General features: G+C 44.3%; 12 protein-coding genes. 8 read left to right on the top strand and 4 right to left on the bottom strand.

From position 1 onward, the window contains the following. Positions 1-76 precede the first annotated feature (76 nt). From ACQKFO_RS15065 to manA, 3 genes are read left to right on the top strand one after another with little or no spacing between them, the layout of a single operon-like run. Positions 77-943 carry an ROK family protein gene (locus ACQKFO_RS15065; RefSeq protein WP_427599731.1) on the top strand — a complete coding sequence of 289 codons (867 nt, stop codon included), beginning with the start codon at positions 77-79 and terminating at the stop codon, positions 941-943. A gap of 18 nt (positions 944-961) precedes the next feature. Further along, positions 962-2,065 carry a hypothetical protein gene (locus ACQKFO_RS15060; protein ID WP_427599730.1) on the top strand — a complete coding sequence of 368 codons (1,104 nt, stop codon included), beginning with the start codon at positions 962-964 and terminating at the stop codon, positions 2,063-2,065. Then, complete coding sequence (gene manA / locus ACQKFO_RS15055; protein WP_427599729.1) at positions 2,062-3,009, top strand: mannose-6-phosphate isomerase, class I; 948 nt, start codon at positions 2,062-2,064, stop codon at positions 3,007-3,009. Before ACQKFO_RS15060 ends, manA begins: the two co-directional genes overlap by 4 nt. Before the next feature lie 140 nt (positions 3,010-3,149). On the opposite strand, the gene ACQKFO_RS15050 is transcribed toward manA, so the two are convergent. Continuing rightward, positions 3,150-3,893 carry a MurR/RpiR family transcriptional regulator gene (locus tag ACQKFO_RS15050; protein ID WP_427599727.1) on the bottom strand — a complete coding sequence of 248 codons (744 nt, stop codon included), beginning with the start codon at positions 3,891-3,893 and terminating at the stop codon, positions 3,150-3,152. Positions 3,894-4,100: 207 nt separating this feature from the next. On the opposite strand from ACQKFO_RS15050, the gene ACQKFO_RS15045 reads away from it, so the two are divergent. The 4 genes from ACQKFO_RS15045 (at position 4,101) to ACQKFO_RS15030 (ending at position 11,654) form a co-directional block, all read left to right on the top strand. Continuing rightward, positions 4,101-6,053 (top strand): fructose-specific PTS transporter subunit EIIC, encoded by a 1,953-nt coding sequence (locus ACQKFO_RS15045; RefSeq protein WP_148970464.1) that lies wholly within the window; start codon positions 4,101-4,103, stop codon positions 6,051-6,053. Positions 6,054-6,119: 66 nt separating this feature from the next. Continuing rightward, positions 6,120-8,759, top strand: a complete 2,640-nt coding sequence (locus tag ACQKFO_RS15040) for a glycoside hydrolase family 38 C-terminal domain-containing protein (RefSeq protein WP_427599725.1) — start codon at positions 6,120-6,122, stop codon at positions 8,757-8,759. A 12-nt stretch (positions 8,760-8,771) separates the two neighbouring features. Beyond that, on the top strand, positions 8,772-10,463 hold the full coding sequence (locus ACQKFO_RS15035; RefSeq protein WP_427599723.1) for a sugar phosphorylase: 1,692 nt from the start codon (positions 8,772-8,774) through the stop codon (positions 10,461-10,463). A 63-nt stretch (positions 10,464-10,526) separates the two neighbouring features. Further along, positions 10,527-11,654: a glycerate kinase gene (locus ACQKFO_RS15030; protein ID WP_427599721.1), complete on the top strand. Its 1,128-nt coding sequence runs from the start codon at positions 10,527-10,529 to the stop codon at positions 11,652-11,654. 136 nt (positions 11,655-11,790) lie between these two features. On the opposite strand, the gene ACQKFO_RS15025 is transcribed toward ACQKFO_RS15030, so the two are convergent. The 3 genes from ACQKFO_RS15025 to ACQKFO_RS15015 form a co-directional block, all read right to left on the bottom strand. Next, the gene (locus tag ACQKFO_RS15025) at positions 11,791-13,281 is read right to left on the bottom strand and encodes a glycoside hydrolase family 32 protein (protein WP_427599719.1); all 1,491 of its coding nucleotides are present in this window, start codon (positions 13,279-13,281) and stop codon (positions 11,791-11,793) included. 82 nt (positions 13,282-13,363) lie between these two features. Further along, the gene (locus ACQKFO_RS15020; RefSeq protein ID WP_427599717.1) at positions 13,364-14,767 is read right to left on the bottom strand and encodes a sucrose-specific PTS transporter subunit IIBC; all 1,404 of its coding nucleotides are present in this window, start codon (positions 14,765-14,767) and stop codon (positions 13,364-13,366) included. A gap of 151 nt (positions 14,768-14,918) precedes the next feature. Next, entirely contained in the window at positions 14,919-15,908 is a 990-nt protein-coding gene (locus tag ACQKFO_RS15015; RefSeq protein ID WP_427599715.1) for a LacI family DNA-binding transcriptional regulator, read from the bottom strand. Positions 15,909-16,074: 166 nt separating this feature from the next. Here ACQKFO_RS15015 and ACQKFO_RS15010 point away from each other — a divergent pair, with 166 nt between their 5' ends. Beyond that, a complete protein-coding gene (locus tag ACQKFO_RS15010) occupies positions 16,075-18,021 on the top strand; it encodes a BglG family transcription antiterminator (RefSeq protein ID WP_427599713.1) in 1,947 nt (648 codons plus the stop codon). The last annotated feature ends 64 nt before the right edge of the window (positions 18,022-18,085 follow it).

The following is an 18,085-nucleotide window of genomic DNA, read 5'->3' as shown; positions in this document are numbered from 1 at the left end:
TCAGATACATTCTATTGAAATTGAATGATAGTATAATATGAGAAATCTTTCTGGGTTATTGAAGGGATGGGTAGATATGAACATTGGAGCAATTGAAGCAGGTGGAACAAAGTTTGTATGTGGAATCGGTAATGAAAAGGGAGCAATCCTGGAGCGAATGACGATTCCTACGACCACTCCAAGTGAGACATTAAAACGGGTAGTGGAGTTTTTCGAGGGCAAGAATATAGAAAGAATGGGAGTGGGTTCTTTTGGTCCCATAGACCTTGATCCCCAAAGCATGACATATGGATCGATCACAAGGACTCCAAAACCTTATTGGAGTCATTTCAATCTTATCGGTGAGTTGAAGAAACATTTTTCAATTCCAGTTGCATTTGATACAGATGTCAACGCTGCGGCCTTAGGTGAAAGCGTTTGGGGAGCGGCTAAGGGATTGGACAGCTGTCTCTATATCACGGTCGGAACAGGGATTGGTGTAGGATCTCTAACGGAAGGGAAACTCGTTCATGGTCTGACTCACCCTGAAATGGGTCACATCATGGTTCGCCGACACCCTGAAGACACATACACTGGTCATTGTCCTTACCATGGTGATTGTTTAGAAGGATTGGCATCCGGCCCTGCGATTGAGGCAAGGTGGGGAAAGAAAGCCGTTGAATTGGTAGACAAGGCTCAGGTATGGGAAATGGAAGCCTACTATCTCGCTCAGGCGATTGCTAATTACATTCTTATTTTATCACCGAAGAAAGTCATTCTTGGTGGCGGGGTGATGAACCAAAAACAATTATTTCCGCTCATAAGAGAACAGGTCGTTAACCTATTGGGTGGTTATGTCCATCATAAGCAAATCCTTGAAGAAATCGACTCTTACATTGTGCCGCCTGGATTAGGAGATAATGCGGGACTGGTGGGGGCACTTGGGTTAGCTTTAAAAGAATGAATGAAGGGAGGAGAGAGATTGCTTAGAATCGCTTATTACATCTCTGATTATGGGTTTGGGCATGCGACGAGAAGTTCCGCTATCATTCAAGGTCTCATAGAAACATTACCCAGGGTTGAAATTGTAGTTTGTAACTCTTTTGCTATGCCTTTTCTGGAACAATACTTTCTTGATGAGCGGGTCAAGTTCCGTCACGTTTCCACAGATTTAGGTTATTTTCTTAAAGAGGATTCTTTAGAGCCGGATGTTGATCGCTTAAATAGAGAATTTGATAGTTATATTGAAAAATGGGACAAGAAGGTAGGGGAAGAGGTCCGATTTATTCAAAATGAGAAAGTTGATATGATCATATCGGATATCGTTCCAACTGCCTTTGAAGCTGGAAAACTGGCAGGTGTTCATTCAATCGGGATTTCGAACTTTACATGGTATACGGCTTATGAAGGACTGATAAGTGAAGAAAAGCTTGCACCATTAAAGAAAGCATATGACGAGATGGATACCTTCTTAGCTTTAGCTGGTGAGAATGAACCACTTTGGGGTGGTGAAAAATATTGTTTTGATTTCTTTTCTCGTGAAATAAACGATCAGGAAGTCAAAAGAATTCGTGAGATGCTTAATCCTGATGGTGAGAAAACACTCATTTACTTTGGGTTGGGGATGAAAATTACTCACGATGATCTTGATCAGTTTGCGTTTTGGGATGATCGGGAGGTACTCTTTATTGTATCTTCAAATACACATATCGAAAAAGAGAATGTGTATCGAATCCCACCTGACTACCTTGACACCCATCACTTCATCGCCGCAGCTGATCTAGCCATTTCAAAGGCTGGATGGGGTTCAGTAAGTGAGGCGGTAATCGGAAATACCCCTTTGTTGATTATAGACCGTCAATCAATGAAAGAAGACCGAAATACCATTTCCTTCTTGAAAGAACGTAACTTATGTAAGACAATCAGTTGGGAAGAGTTAAAGGGCTTAAGGGTTGAAGAAATGTTTATCAATGAGATAAAACATCAATTATGTGGAGTTCAAAAGAATCAACTGAATGAAATCATTGATAAGATAAATGAACTCGTACAACTACATACTATAGCGAACATTAGGAGGCAACCATGAACCAACCACTATTTCTACAACCCGTATTCCAGGAAAGAATCTGGGGAGGTACGGCGTTAAAAGAGCAATTCAATTACGACATTCCATCCGACATCACAGGAGAATGCTGGGCAATCTCGGGCCATCCGAATGGACAGAGCAAAGTAGTCAACGGTGAATTTGCCGGAAAGACGATTGGCGGACTTTGGAATGATCATCGTGAGCTATTCGGTCAGCATACTTCTCCTGTGTTTCCGTTACTGACGAAAATATTAGACGCAAATGCGGACCTTTCTGTACAGGTGCACCCGAATGATGCCTATGCTAAAGAACATGAAAACGGTGAACTGGGTAAAACCGAATGCTGGTACATCATTGACTGTGACAAAGATGCCGAAATGATTTTTGGACATACGGCTCAAACGAAAGAAGAGTTCGTCTCCATGATTGAAAAAGGGGAGTGGAATGAACTGCTACGCCGCATCCCGGTTAAGCCTGGTGACTTCTTCTATGTCCCAAGTGGCACGATCCATGCTCTTTGTAAAGGAACATTGGTGTTAGAAACGCAGCAAAGTTCGGATACGACGTATCGTGTGTATGATTATGACCGTAAGGACGCAGAAGGGAATACCCGTGAGCTGCATATCGACAAGTCGATCGAGGTGACGACGATTCCACACAAGGCTGAGTCAGTTGAACCGGTTGTGGAAAAGCGTGATGGAGTAGAGTCCACGAAGTTTGTGGAAGCAGAGTATTTCACGGTATACAAATGGAAAGTTGATGGACATGCCGCTTTTGTGCAAGACCAGCCATTCCAGCTGGCAAGTGTATTAGACGGAAGTGGGGTATTGAAGGTTCAAGGAGAAGAGTACACTCTTACAAAAGGAGATCATTTCATACTACCAGCGGATGTTGAGACATTTGAGATTGAGGGACAGGTTGAGTTGATTGTTTCTCATGTATAAAAAGGTTTAATAAAAGCGCTAAGCTCCCTAATGAAAGGTAGCTTAGCGCTTTTTATTTCGTGGCATTTAAACAAACGTTTAATTAGTCATTCTAAACCCCGCAGGCAAAGGGAGTATCGAGTTAAACACTTGTTTAATCATCACTTCATCACTTTCTTCAAATAAAACTCAAAAATCAAATCAATCAAGATCACCATCGTAGAACGTGGAGTCAAATCATACCCCGCAAACTGTACTTTTTGTACATCGGCGCTGATGGCGTTCCGAGTGAGTTTGGCCAGCGTGCTGTCTGCTGAATTGGTGATCGCCAGAGAGTCAGCGTTCTTATAACGAATCTTCTCAGCTGCCCCTACAATGGTTTTCGTCTCTCCACTGGATGAGATGAATACGATGAGGTCGTCCTGTTGCACCATATTTGGGAGCAGGTCGATGATATGTGATTCATACACGTATGACGTTGGCTTGTTCACCTGCATAAACAGTTTGCTGAAGTACTCTCCCGCCATCTTCGTTAACCCCACAGCTACAATCATCACTCGATTAGCCTGCAAAAGCTGTTGGCTGATTCTTTCTAACTCTTCCACTCGTAAAGACTCCAGTGTTCGATTCGTATCCTGGCGATAGCGATCGAGCATGTTTTCAGCGGGCCCCACGTTTTCATCGATGCTCTTTAGGTTAAACTTAAATTCAGAGAAGCCACCGAGTCCGAGCTTATGGCACATACGAACGATGGTAGTGGTGCTGACGCTATTGCTTTCAGCCATGGCGGTTAGCGACTGATTCTTCGCTGTCTCCAAATTCTCCTCCACATAATAAAGGACATGTTTTTCTGAGTATGTAAGCTCCCCGATATGGGAAGAAAATCGATCCAATACTTTCCCCATAGAATACTCCTTTGTAAACCGTTTCATTGTTTATCATTCATTATATCACTAATTGTTATACTCTTTTACCTCCTCTCACGAATGATAAGGCTTTCATTCTGTACAATTGTACGCTGGATGTACAAAAGACCTGATGGTTTCTGTGTTATAACTACATTGTAAGGGATTTCACAGGAAATGATATTTACTAATAGAGAGGTGAACCTCATGGAATTAAGAAAAATGACAGATGAACAATTGGTCATATTTGATATTGAATCAAACTCTAAACAAGAGATTCTTGAGACGCTTGTAGATGCGTTATATAAACAGGATGTTTTAACGTCTAAAGAAGATTTTTTACAAGCTGTACTGGAGAGGGAGAAGATCTCTCCCACAGGGTTAGAAGCGGGGCTTGCGATCCCCCACGGGAAAAGCTCAGCTGTAAAGAAAGCGAAATTTGCCGTCGCCAGACTTCGAAACGGCATCGATACATGGGAAAGCATTGATCCGACGAACAAAGTCAAGCTTGTATTCCTACTTGCCATACCGGATGCGGAAGCCGGATCAACCCACTTAAGTGTCCTTTCTGAACTGAGTACACGACTGATGGACAAGGGCTATATCAATAACTTGATGAACGCTTCTTCACCTTCAGAGTTTCTATCATTATTAGATCAGAAGGAAGAGGTAGTCGAGGCTCCTCAAGAATATACCAAAACGGTACTGGCCATCACTGCCTGTGCAGCGGGTATCGCCCACACGTATATGTCTGCAGAGGCATTGGAGAAAGCAGGACGTGAGATGGGTGTCCGTGTTCTTACAGAGAAACAGGGTGCGAACGGGATTGAAGATGAGCACCGGGGGGCGATTTTGAAAGAAGCGGATGCCGTTGTTTTTGCTACCGATATTGCTCCTAAGAATAAGGAACGTTTCGCTGGGAAGCCATACGTTCAAACACGTGTAGCAGAACCGTTGAAGCATGCCAAGGAGATCATTAACCGGGCGTTGACGAACCCGGATGGAACCGTTTCAGGGGACAGTGGTGAAGAAGAGGTTTCCACTGGAGGTAATAAGCAGGGCCTTCTGTCTGAGATCACCCAGGCGGTCATGACCGGGATTTCTTATATGATTCCTGTCCTTGTCGCAGCCGGTCTGATGATGGGGATTGCGAAGCTCTCTGCCATGCCGATGGGTCTCGTAGATCAAATTCATGATATTAAGTATGCGACTCACTCAAATGAACTATTGGTGATCCTTCATCACCTTGATAAATTCGGCGGCATGATCTTTAAGTTCATGTATCCAATCTTCGGGGCTTTCGTGGCTTATTCAATTGCCGACAGAGTTGGACTCGTTTCCGGGTTTATTGGAGGGGTATTTGCAGCAGGACTTCACTATACGTTCTGGGGAATCGAAGGTGGAATTCCATCAGGTTTCCTAGGGGCACTGATCCTTGGATTAACGGCTGGATATGTCTCTAAATTCTTAAATGAAAGAATTAAGCTAAATAAAAATTTAATCGCAATGAAACCGATGTTAATCATTCCTGCGATTTCTGTATTAACGATTTTCTTCCTTAATTTCTACATTGTTGATCCCGTTTTCGGTGGACTTAATGCACTTCTAAGTGAGTGGATCACAGCGGCTCAAGGGGCAGGGAATGTAGTGCTCGCAAGTATCATCGCTGCTGCCACTGCCTTTGACTTAGGTGGACCGATCAACAAAGCAGCCGGAGCTATTGCCATCGGACTTGCAGCTGATCAGATCTATCCGTTGACAGCACGTGTATTGGCAATCGTTATCCCGCCGATCGGTTTGGGACTTGCGACGGTTATCGATAAGTATGTAGTAGGTCGCCGTGTGTTCGATGCGAACCTGCGAGTGGCAGGGAATACGTCTTTATTACTTGGATTTATCGCCATCAGTGAGGGAGCGATTCCATTCATGCTCCGTAACCCGCTGATCACGATACCGATCAATATCATCGGGGCTATTTTAGGATCCGTAACGGCAGTCGTACTTGGGGCCGTTCAGTGGTATCCACTTCCGGCTGTCTGGGGATGGCCGCTCGTTGAAAATATTTGGGCTTACCTCATTGGACTTCTGGTAGGGGTATTGTTCATCGCTTTCGCAAACATTTTCATCCGCTTTGCAATCTTGAAAAAGAACGAAAAATAATCACAAAAAGGGGGCTGGGTCTTTATGGACCCGGAACCCTTTACCTATTATTTGGAGGGAACATCCATGAAAAAGCGCGTTTATGTCGTACCTCATTCCCACTGGGATCGTGAATGGTATTTTACAATAGAAGATTCGAATGTATTACTTGCAGAAAACCTGGACCATCTCTTAGATGTTCTTGAAACAAATCAAGACTATACGGGCTATGTATTCGATGCCCAGGCAAGCATTGTGGAGGAGTATTTGAAGGTCCGTCCTGAAAACAGGGACCGATTGAAGCAGCTTGTGGAAATGAAGCAGCTGTTTATCGGACCTTGGTATACGCAGACCGATTCCCTGCTTGTGAATAAAGAATCCATCATCCGTAACCTGTTATACGGAACCAAGATATCGAAGAGTTTCGGTCACAGTATGAATTGTGGTTACCTGCCTGATATTTTTGGACAGAATCAGTATCTTCCTTCAATCTTCAAAGGATTCGGTATCGATAACAGCGTCCTTCAGCGGGGAATTTACACCGATCAATTGAAAGGTGATTTGAATTTCAAGTGGAAATCTCCTGACGGTGAAACCGTGCATGCCAACAACATTTATTTCGGATATGGACCGGGGAAATTCCTTGAAGCTACAGAGGAGTATAAGGAAGAACGACTGTTTCCGATTCTGGAGAAACTGGCTGATATGAATCAGAATAGTGACCATCTCCTTCTCCCGGCAGGCGGGGATCAGGTGCTTGTGCGTGAGCATTTCCCTGAGACCATTAAGCAGCTGAATGAAAGCTCAGGGGACTATGAGTTTGTCCTTTCCGACTATGAGACCTTTATGAAGGATGCATGGGAGAACGAGGCGGATTTTACAAATGTGATTGAAGGCGAATTGACGGCGACCCAGAAGTCCCGTATTCATAACACAATCCGTTCCCAGCGCTATGATATTAAGAAAGCAAATTATGAAGTCGAACATAAGATTTTGAATGTATTGGAGCCATTGGCGGTCATCGGTCAATCCTTGGGCCTTCGTTATCCCCAGGCATGGCTGGACGGAATGTGGAAGGAACTCTTCGATGTCCATGCCCACGACAGTATCGGCGGGTGTAACTCCGATGATACCAATCGTGATATCGTGCAGCGCCTGGAAAAGGTGAACCGTATTGCAGAAGGGCTCCTGAATATCTTGAAGAAACAAATGACTGAAGCGATCAGCAAGAAGCTCGGTGATGACTCTATTTTTGTATTCTTCAATACGAATGCGTCTGTATTTTCCGGAACGGTTGAGGCTGTCCTGTTTACAAAGTCTGATCAATTCAACGTAAAGGACCTTAATGGAGAACTTGTTGATATGGAAGCCATTGACCAGGAATATATAAGCGGCGGTAAGAAAATCGTCGTGACAGCTGAAGGCGAAAAGCAGGTAGAGGTTCCGGGTTATTATCGCACCGTCGTAATGGTAGATTTGAAAGATGTTGCCGGGTTAGGGTACGAGACATATATGGTTGAAGAACTCAGCGAAGGAATGAAAAAGCTTGAAGACAGCGAAATTCAGGCGATTGAAAATGAACATGTAAAAGTGGAATTCGTGGAAGGTAATCTGACCCTGACTGAGAAAGGTAAGGGAAAAGTGATTACCAACCTGGTTCGATTTGAAAATGTCGGTGATGCAGGAGACTCCTATGATTTCTCACCCATGGAAGATGATCAGCCTCTTTGGTTAGAAAATGGAGAGCTTCTTTCTGTAGAAACAGGTGAGCTTTCACAGAAAATCATGGTGAAACATGAGGCCCTTGTACCAGGGAATCTGGAGGACCGCCAGGCGGAAATCAACAGAGAACCATTGGTGGTCATCTCGACTCTTGAGCTTCGAAAAAATGAAAAGTTCGTCCGGGTTCAGCATACAATCGAGAATGCTGTTGAGGATCACCGTGTACGCGTTCTATTGAATACAGGGACAAACAAACCTCAGACTTCCTTTGCCGATCAAGGCTTTGGGCTGATTGAGCGAAGTGTGGACAATCCGTATATGAAGGATTGGAAAGAGAATGGTTTTGCGGAAGCACCGGTACCGATTTATTCCCTTGAAAACTTTGCAGGGGTATCGACTGATTCCCATACTTTTGCGGCCGTAACAAGAGGGATCAAGGAATATCAAGTGCTTGAAAACTCAGGTGAACTCGCTCTTACTCTATTTAGAAGCGTCGGGTTGTTAGGGAAAGATGATCTCATGTGGCGTCCGGGAAGAGCATCGGGCATTAACAATAAAGTCGTTTATACCCCTGATGCGCAGATGAAGCAGAAGATGGTGTTTGAGTACGGGATTTATGTAGGGGATGCAGAGCTTGTGGAGATGTTCGGGCTGACGAATCATTATGTTGCTCGACATGCTTCTTATCAGAAACAAAGCTTGAATACGTTTGAAGAGCGGTTGGAGCGTTTTGAGATTCCTTATCCGGTTAAGGAGATGGATGACAAGGTTTCATTGTTGGAAATGGACAATCCTTCTGTTGTGATGAGCAGCTGCAAGCGTGCCTATGATGACAAGTCGATTGTTGTTCGCTTGTTCAACCCGACTGAATCCGTTCAGACCGTGAAAGTAGACCATGAATTCAGCAACGTTTCCATCACAAATCTGGCGGAGGAATTCCAGGAAGAGGCTGGTACGGCGATCACAGTCAATCCGAAGAGCCACCTCACATTAAAACTATCTTAAGAAGGTGAAATCATGACAAAGCAAGAACTAGTACGGAATGTGGAAGAGAGATTAAAGACGATTTACGGGGAAGATTTCAAAGAGGAGTTCCTGACTTCTTTTACAGGGCTAGTGGATAAATGGAGTCGTCATTCCTGGGAAAGCGCAGCACCTGTGTCTGAAGAAAACGTTTATCTGATCACGTATGGTGACAGCATTTACGAAGAGGGCAAGCCCACACTTGCTTCTCTTCGCACCTTCTTAAATGAAAAGGTGAAGGGTTCGATTACGGACGTTCACTTGCTCCCGATGTTTCCTTATACATCCGATGATGGTTTCTCAGTCGTGGACTACCGTCAAGTGGACCCGAAACTCGGGGATTGGACGAACATTGAAGAACTGGCTCAGGATTATCGCTTGATGTTTGATTTTGTTGCCAATCATATTTCGAAATCCAGTGCGTGGTTTCAAGGTTATATCAATGGTGAAGAGAGATACAAGGAATATTTCGTTCCGAAGGATCCTTCTTTTGATCCAAGTGTCGTCGTTCGTCCCCGCACATCGCCTTTGTATCATGAATACGAAGGACGTGACGGCGTGAAAACGGCTTGGACGACCTTTAGTGAAGACCAGGTTGATTTGAACTTCCGCCATTTTCCGGTATTAAAGGAAACGACGGATATTTTACTTGAGTATGCAAGCAAGGGCGGAACAAGCATCCGATTGGATGCCATCGGGTTCATTTGGAAGGAATCAGGCACAACCTCCATCCATCTGCCCCAGGCACATGAAATCATCAAGCTGTGGAGAGAGGTCATGGACTTCTTTAAGCCGAATACCCAGATCATTACGGAAACGAATGTACCGCATAAAGAAAACATCAGCTATTTCGGTGATGGGACCGATGAAGCCAATATGGTCTATCAATTCTCCCTGCCTCCATTGGTGCTGTTTTCACTGACGACTCACAATGGTGAAAAGCTGACGGAATGGGCGAAAACGATTGATACCGTTTCGGATACTGCGACCTATTTCAACTTCCTTGCGAGTCATGACGGAATTGGGATGCGTCCGACTGAAGGGATCTTGACCGAGGACGAGAAACAACTGCTTGTGAATAAAGTGAAAGAAAACGGCGGTCGTGTTTCATATAAAGCAAATAGTGACGGCAGTCAGTCTGTTTATGAGTTGAACATCAACTATTCAGCAGCGTTGGTCAACCAAGGTGAGGATACGACAGAAGAACTGGAAGTGAAAAAGATGTTGGCCGCACATTCCATCCTGTTATCGTTTGTGGGAGTTCCGGCCATTTATTATCATTCCTTACTGGGCTCTCATAACGATGAAGCGGGTGTAGAGTCTTCAGGCATCAACCGCAGGATCAATCGTGAGAAGCTGGAGCTTTCAAGTATCCTTGGAGAATTAGAGACAAGCTCCCGTCGCAAAGGGATTTTCGAAGGCTTACAGGAAATGATTTCGATCCGACAAAAGGAATCTGCTTTTTCTCCGTATGCAGGGCAGGAAGTGCTGGAACTGGGTGCCAATCTATTCGGACTGAAGCGTTTCAACCAGGAAACAGGAGAGAGCATCACGTTTGTCGTCAACCTGGATGCTGCTCCAGCAGCTGTAACGCTTCCTCATTCAGGCTTCGATTTACAGAGTGGAAAAGAAGTAAGTGGAGAAGTTAAATTAAACTCGTATGAATTCATGTGGGTAAAACAATAGATCAATATAGGTGCCAGTGGCTTTTACAGGCTTCTGGCACCTTTTCATAGGAGCGTGTGTGATATGAATTTTTTAATAGCTTCTGATTCCTATAAGGATTCATTATCAGCTTTTGAAGTGGGAGAAGCGGCTCGTAAAGGGATCCTTTCTGTTATTCCATCAGCTCATGTTGAGAACTCTCCCATGGCGGATGGTGGAGAGGGGACCCTGGATGCCCTGCTCACGTGCCTGGATGGAGAAGAGAAGGAAATACGGGTCAATGATCCGTTAATGAACCCTGTTCTTGCGAGTTATGTTGTTTTTAATGGAGATACTGCCTTTATTGAGAGTGCACGCAGCAGCGGACTTCCCCTTGTACCGTTTGAGAAGCGGGATCCGATGAAGGCGAATACGTATGGCTTGGGTGAACAGATAAAGGATGCCGTCCTGAATGGATTTCGCAACATCGTCATTTCCCTTGGCGGGAGTGCTACGAACGACGGGGGAGTCGGGATGCTGCAGGCGTTGGGATGGACGTTTTATGATGAGGACGGAGTAGAGGTTGAAGTGAAAGGGAATCCATTGCTTAAGGCAGCTTCGTTTTCTGATCATGAGCGGATACCCCAACTGGAGCAATGCTCGTTCACGATTGCGAGCGATGTCACGAACCCTTTTTATGGAGAGAAAGGTGCTGCCCATATTTTTGGCAGACAGAAGGGTGCCACTTCTGCAGGGATCCTGGAACTTGATGCCGGTTTGGTGAAGCTCTCTTCCCTATTTAGTGAAGTGTATGAGATCGACGTCCAAGATGTCCCTGGATCAGGTGCTGCCGGAGGGCTTGGTGGAAGTATCGTTGCCGCTTTGAACGGGGTTCTTCAATCGGGGGTGGATACGATTATTGAACTTACCAAGTTAGAAGAGAAAGTGATGAAAGCAGACATTATCTTCACCGGAGAAGGAAGCTTGGATAAGCAATCACTGATGGGGAAAGTGCCGGTTGGGGTTGCAAAGCTTGCGAAGAAGCACGGTAAGAAAGTCATTGGGATCGCGGGTCGGATTGATACGGATTTGGCAGAGGTGAATCAGTACCTTGATGCTGTGTTTTCGATACAGACGGAGTGCCGGTCGCTGGAGGAAGCATTGAGGAGTGAGGTGACTGAACAGCAGATCCGGGTGACGGTGGATCAGGTTGTTCGATTGTTACAGGTATAAGCGGATGGGGGCAGTCGCCTTTTGTCCTTTCACCTATCTGTTGGGAAAGAGAATAAAGATGTCCAGCCCGAAGTTCCGGGTCAAATTAAAAGGTCCGTCCCTCATCGCTTTAAAGCGATGAGGGACGGACCTTTATCTAAAGTGAGTTATTACTCTTCAGTTGATAGATGGTATAGGTACAGGTTAGTTCTTTATCCGTAAACAGTTTGATTCCGGTTGATTTGTTCATTGGGAAGACCCTAGTTGTAAAGACTACCTCCCCGTCATTTATAAAAATCTCGGCGATGCTCCGATCAACGAAGGCGTGTACTTTAACGGTGTCCCCTATGCTGAGTTCAGCACTTCGTACAAATCCATGTTCATCTCCAAATAAGGCAGGGAAATTCTCGCGATTCAACGTAACGGTTTGGGTGGAACGATCAAATTCTAAGACAAGACCCTCTGTTTCCGATGAGAAGAGTTCCAGCCCGAAAGAGTCTGATTCACGGGATTCAATGGACGTTTCCAGCTCAAATGAATGGTAACCTGAATGGAGATCGGTGGAGCCTTTATCCAGCGTCAGGACCCCTGATTGGGACTTGCTTCGAAGCTGCTTCAATTCAATAGCCGGCTTTTGAACAAGAAGGCCGTTCACGATATCAAGCTCCCTGGGAAGTGTCAGACAGTGTGCCCAATCCTCCTGGTCGGTGGGGTATTCAACTTCAGCCATACCGGCCCAGCCAAACATTAACCGTTCTTTGTTTCTTCCTTCGAATGTTTGGGGAGCATAGAAGTCAAAGCCCTTGTCCAATTCCTGATAATCCGTCACGTCAAATGTCAGGTTCTCCATGTCCAGTTTACCCAGTGCATATATCACATTGTAAAGATTTTGATAGTGGTGTTGTTTCGCTTCCAGCCCTTGAGGGGAGATCACAAGAACCTCTTGTCCCTTGATTTCAAAATAATCAGGGCACTCAAGCATATAGCAGGATTCCGGTAAATCCAGGTTCAATCTCAATTCTCCCTTAAAAGACCAGTCCAGGGCATCCTTCGATTCATATACAATGATCTCCCCGGTTTTATCTTCGCGTTGAGCACCGAGAAGCATGTAATACATGCTTCCTTTTCTAAACACTTTGGGATCACGGACATGACCGGTATATCCAGTCGGGACACCCTCGATGATCGGATTCTTATCATACTTCAGGACTTCGCCATCCTTTCCCATAATGGCAAGACATTGGTTGGCGGACCGTTCTTCTGCGCTGAATTTTATATTACCGGTATAGTAAAGGTACAACTTCCCGTCCACTTCCATAGAAGCTCCGGAATAGGCACCGTGTGACTCATAATCCTCAGTCGGTACCAGGGCAGTGGGCAGCCGTTCCCAATCCACCAGGTTATTGGACTTCACATGGGCCCAGTGTTTCATCCCGTGAAATGCTCCGAACGGAAACCATTGGTAGAAGACGTGAAACTCACCATTGAAGTAGGCAAGGCCATTGGGATCATTTAAGAGACCGTGCTCGGGATGGACATGGAAAGCTGGCTTCCACATGGATGCTGCAACTTTTTCTTTAAGGACTTCCAACTCGTTTCCTTCTGCTTCGTGGATAGATCTATATTTCGGTTCGGTATATTTTGTCATAATGGAATAAATCCTTTCGTATAAGATTCTAGACGTATTGAAGAAAAGCAGGTAACCTCCACCTGCTTTTCTTCCTGTCGGATTATTTTCCGGAGTCAAGATTTTTCTTATCCGAATAACCGAACATCCAGGTAAGGGTGAAGGCTACTCCGATTGCAACAACGTTGATGAAAAGGTATTGAAGAATTTGTCCATTTAAATATAGCAACATACCAGGGATAACGGTAATGGCCATCCCTGTTGCTTTCAACCCCATGAGGGAAGCAAGGAATCCTCCGGCAGCACCGCCTACGAGCCCCATGATGAACGGTTTTCCATATCGGAGGTTCACCCCGAAAATAGCTGGCTCCGTGATCCCTAAGAATGCAGAGAGGGAAGAAGGAAGAGCCAATGCCTTCAGTTTTTTGGACTTGGTCTTTAATCCAACCGCCAAGGCGGCACCGCCCTGTGCTGCAATCGAGCAGGTGATGATCGCGTTATACGGGTTGTTTCCATATTTGGACAAGAGCTGGATTTCCAGGAGATTAAAGATGTGATGGATTCCCGTTACAACGATAATTTGGTTGATACCACCGATAATAAGTCCGCTTATGCCAAAAGGCCATTCCAGAACAGTAACTGTTCCATCCAGAATAACTTTCTCAAGACTATGGAATATAGGTCCGATCACGAATAATGCTAGAGTGATCATAATCAACAAGGTAAGAAACGGGGTAATAATCAAATCCAGTGCTTCCGGGGTCCGCTTCCGTATCTGCCTCTCAAGCTTTGCTCCAAGAATACCGGCAATGAAAGCTGGCAGTACGGAACCCTGATATCCTACTACAGGAATGAACCCGAGAAACTCTAGTGGCTGTACATCCCCACCGGCAACACCCCAGGCATTTGGAAGCGCTGGACTCACAAGCATCAGGCCAAGGACCATCCCGACAATCGGTGTCCCGCCAAAAACTCTGAAGGTCGACCACGCGACCAGGGCAGGCAAGAAGATAAATGCTGTGTCCGTAAGGATCTGGGTGAATAAAATGAAATTCTGTGATATATCATCTGGTGTCATGCCAAAGAATGCTAAAATCTGTTCTTGTAGTACGAGTCCCCGTAATCCCATGAACAGACCGGTTGCGACAAGGACGGGAATAATCGGTACAAACACATCTCCGAATGTACGAATGGCACGTTGGAAACCGTTTCCGCTTTTTACGGCTTCTTTCGATTGTTCAGCCTTTGTGGATCCTGTTACTCCTAATTGCCTCACTTCTTCATAAATGCGATTAACGGTTCCGGTTCCTAATATAATCTGATATTGACCGGAGTTGAAAAATGCCCCCTTTACTTTTTCCGTATTTTCAATGGCAGCTTGGTCGATTTTCTCTTTATCTTTTACCATGATTCGTAAACGGGTGGCGCAATGGGCAACGGAAAGGATGTTTTCTTCACCGCCGACACCTGATAGAATGTCTTCTGCTATCTTTCTGTTATCAGACATTATTTCTCCTCCTTTTTAATGTGTAATCGATTACATATTTCAGAAAAATAGTAGTATCAGCTGATTTTATGCCGATACCACGAAAATGAATGAACATGTTGTGTAATCGATTACACACGCGAAAAAACGTTGTGTAATCGATTACATAAAATTATACACTATCCTTTTTTACTAGTCTATAGTCTAGTACCATTTTATCGTTCGGTATGTCCTCCTGATTGATCTGAGCCAGAATCATATTTGCTGCTTCCTGTCCGGCTTTATGGTAGTGGAAATCAACGGTGGTGAGAGAGGGAGTAACATATTGAGAGAGCTCGGAAGCTCCTACTCCAGCCAATGCAATGTCCTCAGGTATCCGCAAACCCGCCTGTTTTATGTAGTTCATGGCGCCGATGGCAAGACGGTCCGTCACGGCAAATACCGCTGTTGGAGGGTGTACGGAATTTTCCATAATGTTCTTCATCGCCTGATAACCGGACTCCACATCGAAAACAGCCGTTTGAATCCAATGATCCTCAATCCGCAGTCCATGCTCTGCCATTGCTGACAGATAGCCTTGTTTTCTTAACAATCCTACAGCCCTGTCCGATTCGCTAACTCCGATAAAAGCAATTTTCTCATGATTCTTTTCGATGAAGTAATCAATCATGTCCTTCGAAGCCATCATCTCATTAAATGCAACGGAAGGCGTATCGGGAAGGTCCTGACCAACGACCACTACGGGAATATTCAACCTTTGAACTTCATCCATCAATGGTCCACTCGTATTCGTAGCCGAAAGGATGATGCCTTCAACATCCCTGCTTTTTAGCAGTCTGATAAACTCAATCTCCTTTGTAGCATTTAGATTTGTGTTGGCGAGTAAAATCTGGTAACCCTTCTCGGCAAGGATCTGGTCCAGTCCATTCACCATCCGGCTCGTCGTTTCTGAACCGAGCTTCGGCAGGATGACACCAATCACCTTCGTTTTTTTCGTCCGAAGCGATTTCGCATTCTCACTTGGAACATATCCTGTTTCTTCTATAACTTTCAGAATTCGATCTCGTGCCTCTTCACTTACATACCCGGAATTGTTCAACATTCTGGATACTGTTGCACTGGATACTTGAGCTCTCCTGGCCACTTCCTTGATTGTGATCAATCAAAATCCTCCTTGTTCGTTCTTGATCATGTCATTATTTTACCTTATGGAAGGTGATTTTAGAAGGTTCTTGGTGAGGTCCGTCCCTGGTTTACATTTCAATATGCAAAAAGTATCATAAAATAGACAAATGGCCAGTTGTTTCTAACATAAAGAAGGTGAAATCATGAATGAGAGACAAAACGAAATCTTGCGGATGCTTATAGGTCAATCCAATCATTACATACTAGTGAGGAACATTACCGATCAAGTACAGTGCTCTGAAAAGACGGTACGAAACGATTTGAAAGCGATCCAACATTATTTAGAAGGTATTTCTTCTGCTGAACTCATTCGAAAACCTGGGCTGGGTGTCTGTTTGGAAGTGAATGAAGAGGATGAAAAAAAGCTGTTTGGTCTCCTTCACTCCACTGATGCGACATCGAGTGACCAGGAGGATGAAAGAAGGGTTATTCAAATAGCCTATCATCTACTGATGGATACTACCCCGGTCACATCCCAGGACTTTATGAGCCGATTTTACGTGAGTAAGGCTATTATAAAAAGAGATATAGAAAAAATTGAAACATGGTTAAAGCGCTTTGATATTACATTAGGTACCAGGCAAAAGGTAGGCTTAACATTAGAGGGCACAGAAAAGAATAAGCGCTCAGCACTTTCCCGTTTATCGGAAATGGTCAATCATCCAGCGCTTATTCATGATTTCATGAAGGATCAATTTTCATCTGCAGAATTCAATGTTGTAAATACGGAGCTAAAAGAAGTGCAACGGAAATATGCACTGCGTTTTACCGACGAAAGCTTTGAACGGATTGTCCTTCATACTCTTCTGATGATCAAGAGGACCAAACTGGGACAAATCATTTCTATATCAGAGGAAGAGCGTCTTTTTCTACTAAAGAAAACCGAGTATCGTTGGGCTGTTGATTTCTCAGAGAAGCTTGAACCTTTCTTCTCCATTCGTTTTCCAGATAAAGAAAAGGCATACCTGACCCTTCATTTCCTTGGAGGGAAATATCGATCTCAGAAGGACACCTTAAACCAAAGCTTTCAAGATGACAATCCTATTCTTTTGAAGGTGATGAGTATGCTAGTGGATCGGGTATCCCAATCTACGAACATCGATTTTAAGAAAGACCTGGAATTATGGGAAGGACTAAACGTTCATTTGCATTCTACACTTAATCGTTTGGAACATGGACTGCCTGTCTCGAATGTCATGTTACACGAAATCAAGAAAATGTATCCTTATATGTTCGATCAAATGATGCTTTCGTTAGGGGATATTAATCAATCATTAGCCCTGGATATTCCTGAAGAAGAAGCAGCTTATTTAACCTTACACTTTCAATCTTCACTGGAAAGAATCAAAAATCAACATATAGCCACAACAAAAGTTGTACTCGTATGTCATATGGGTATCGGTATGTCTCAATTATTACGTACGAAAATGGAACGGAAATTCTATTCTGTGCACATTTTAGGAAGTATTGCTAAGTCTGAATTACATGATTTCCTTTGTATGCAAGAAGTGGACTTGGTGGTCAGCACCATTTCGTTGCCGGAAATCAAAGTCCCTCACATCGTCGTTTCGCCTTTATTGGAAAATAGTGATGAAGAACGTCTGGAGCAGTGGCTAAAGCAGGATAAACGCTCCCTAAAACGATCACCTGAGGAATCTATCTTATTGAAATATACCAATCCATTTGTGGTGCTTCTTCAACAAGGTGAAACGAACAAATATGAGGTCATAAAGAAGCTCGCTGCCTCTCTCTACTCTAAAGGGTATGTGGAGAAGGGATATATCGAGAGCACTATGATAAGGGAGAGAATGTCAGCTACCGCCATTGGTGCAGGGATTGCGATACCCCACGGACACCCGGACTTGATTAAGCAATCGGCGATTGGGATTGCGACCTTAAAGGAACCTATTGAATGGGGAGTGGAAAAAGTATCATTAGTCTTTCTATTGGCAGTGAAAAATGAAGAGCAGAAAGAAGTGAAACAGCTATTTAGCGAAATTTCATCTTTGAGTGAAGATCCCAAGATGATTCAAACGCTGATTGCACAGCAGGATATCATGAATTTTCTATCTGTGTTCAAGAATGAATGAAGTAAAGCGAATCGGCTTTACTTCTTATTTTTATGCTTTTTACCGGAGCTCCGGTAAAAGACTG

Origin of the sequence: Rossellomorea sp. NPDC071047 (genome assembly GCF_050270195.1) — a bacterium.
Classification (GTDB): Bacteria; Bacillota; Bacilli; order Bacillales; family Bacillaceae_B; genus Rossellomorea.
The sequence above is the reverse complement of the archived record's forward strand: the minus strand, read 5'-3'. Positions and strand labels throughout refer to the sequence as shown.

Coding starts and splice junctions, on each gene's coding strand:
- ACQKFO_RS15065 (WP_427599731.1), top strand. CDS start 77: ATGAACATTGGAGCAATTGAAGCAGGTGGAACAAAGTTTGTATGTGGA.
- manA (WP_427599729.1), top strand. CDS start 2,062: ATGAACCAACCACTATTTCTACAACCCGTATTCCAGGAAAGAATCTGG.
- ACQKFO_RS15050 (WP_427599727.1), bottom strand. CDS start 3,893: ATGGGGAAAGTATTGGATCGATTTTCTTCCCATATCGGGGAGCTTACA.
- ACQKFO_RS15045 (WP_148970464.1), top strand. CDS start 4,101: ATGGAATTAAGAAAAATGACAGATGAACAATTGGTCATATTTGATATT.
- ACQKFO_RS15040 (WP_427599725.1), top strand. CDS start 6,120: ATGAAAAAGCGCGTTTATGTCGTACCTCATTCCCACTGGGATCGTGAA.
- ACQKFO_RS15035 (WP_427599723.1), top strand. CDS start 8,772: ATGACAAAGCAAGAACTAGTACGGAATGTGGAAGAGAGATTAAAGACG.
- ACQKFO_RS15030 (WP_427599721.1), top strand. CDS start 10,527: ATGAATTTTTTAATAGCTTCTGATTCCTATAAGGATTCATTATCAGCT.
- ACQKFO_RS15025 (WP_427599719.1), bottom strand. CDS start 13,281: ATGACAAAATATACCGAACCGAAATATAGATCTATCCACGAAGCAGAA.
- ACQKFO_RS15020 (WP_427599717.1), bottom strand. CDS start 14,767: ATGTCTGATAACAGAAAGATAGCAGAAGACATTCTATCAGGTGTCGGC.
- ACQKFO_RS15010 (WP_427599713.1), top strand. CDS start 16,075: ATGAATGAGAGACAAAACGAAATCTTGCGGATGCTTATAGGTCAATCC.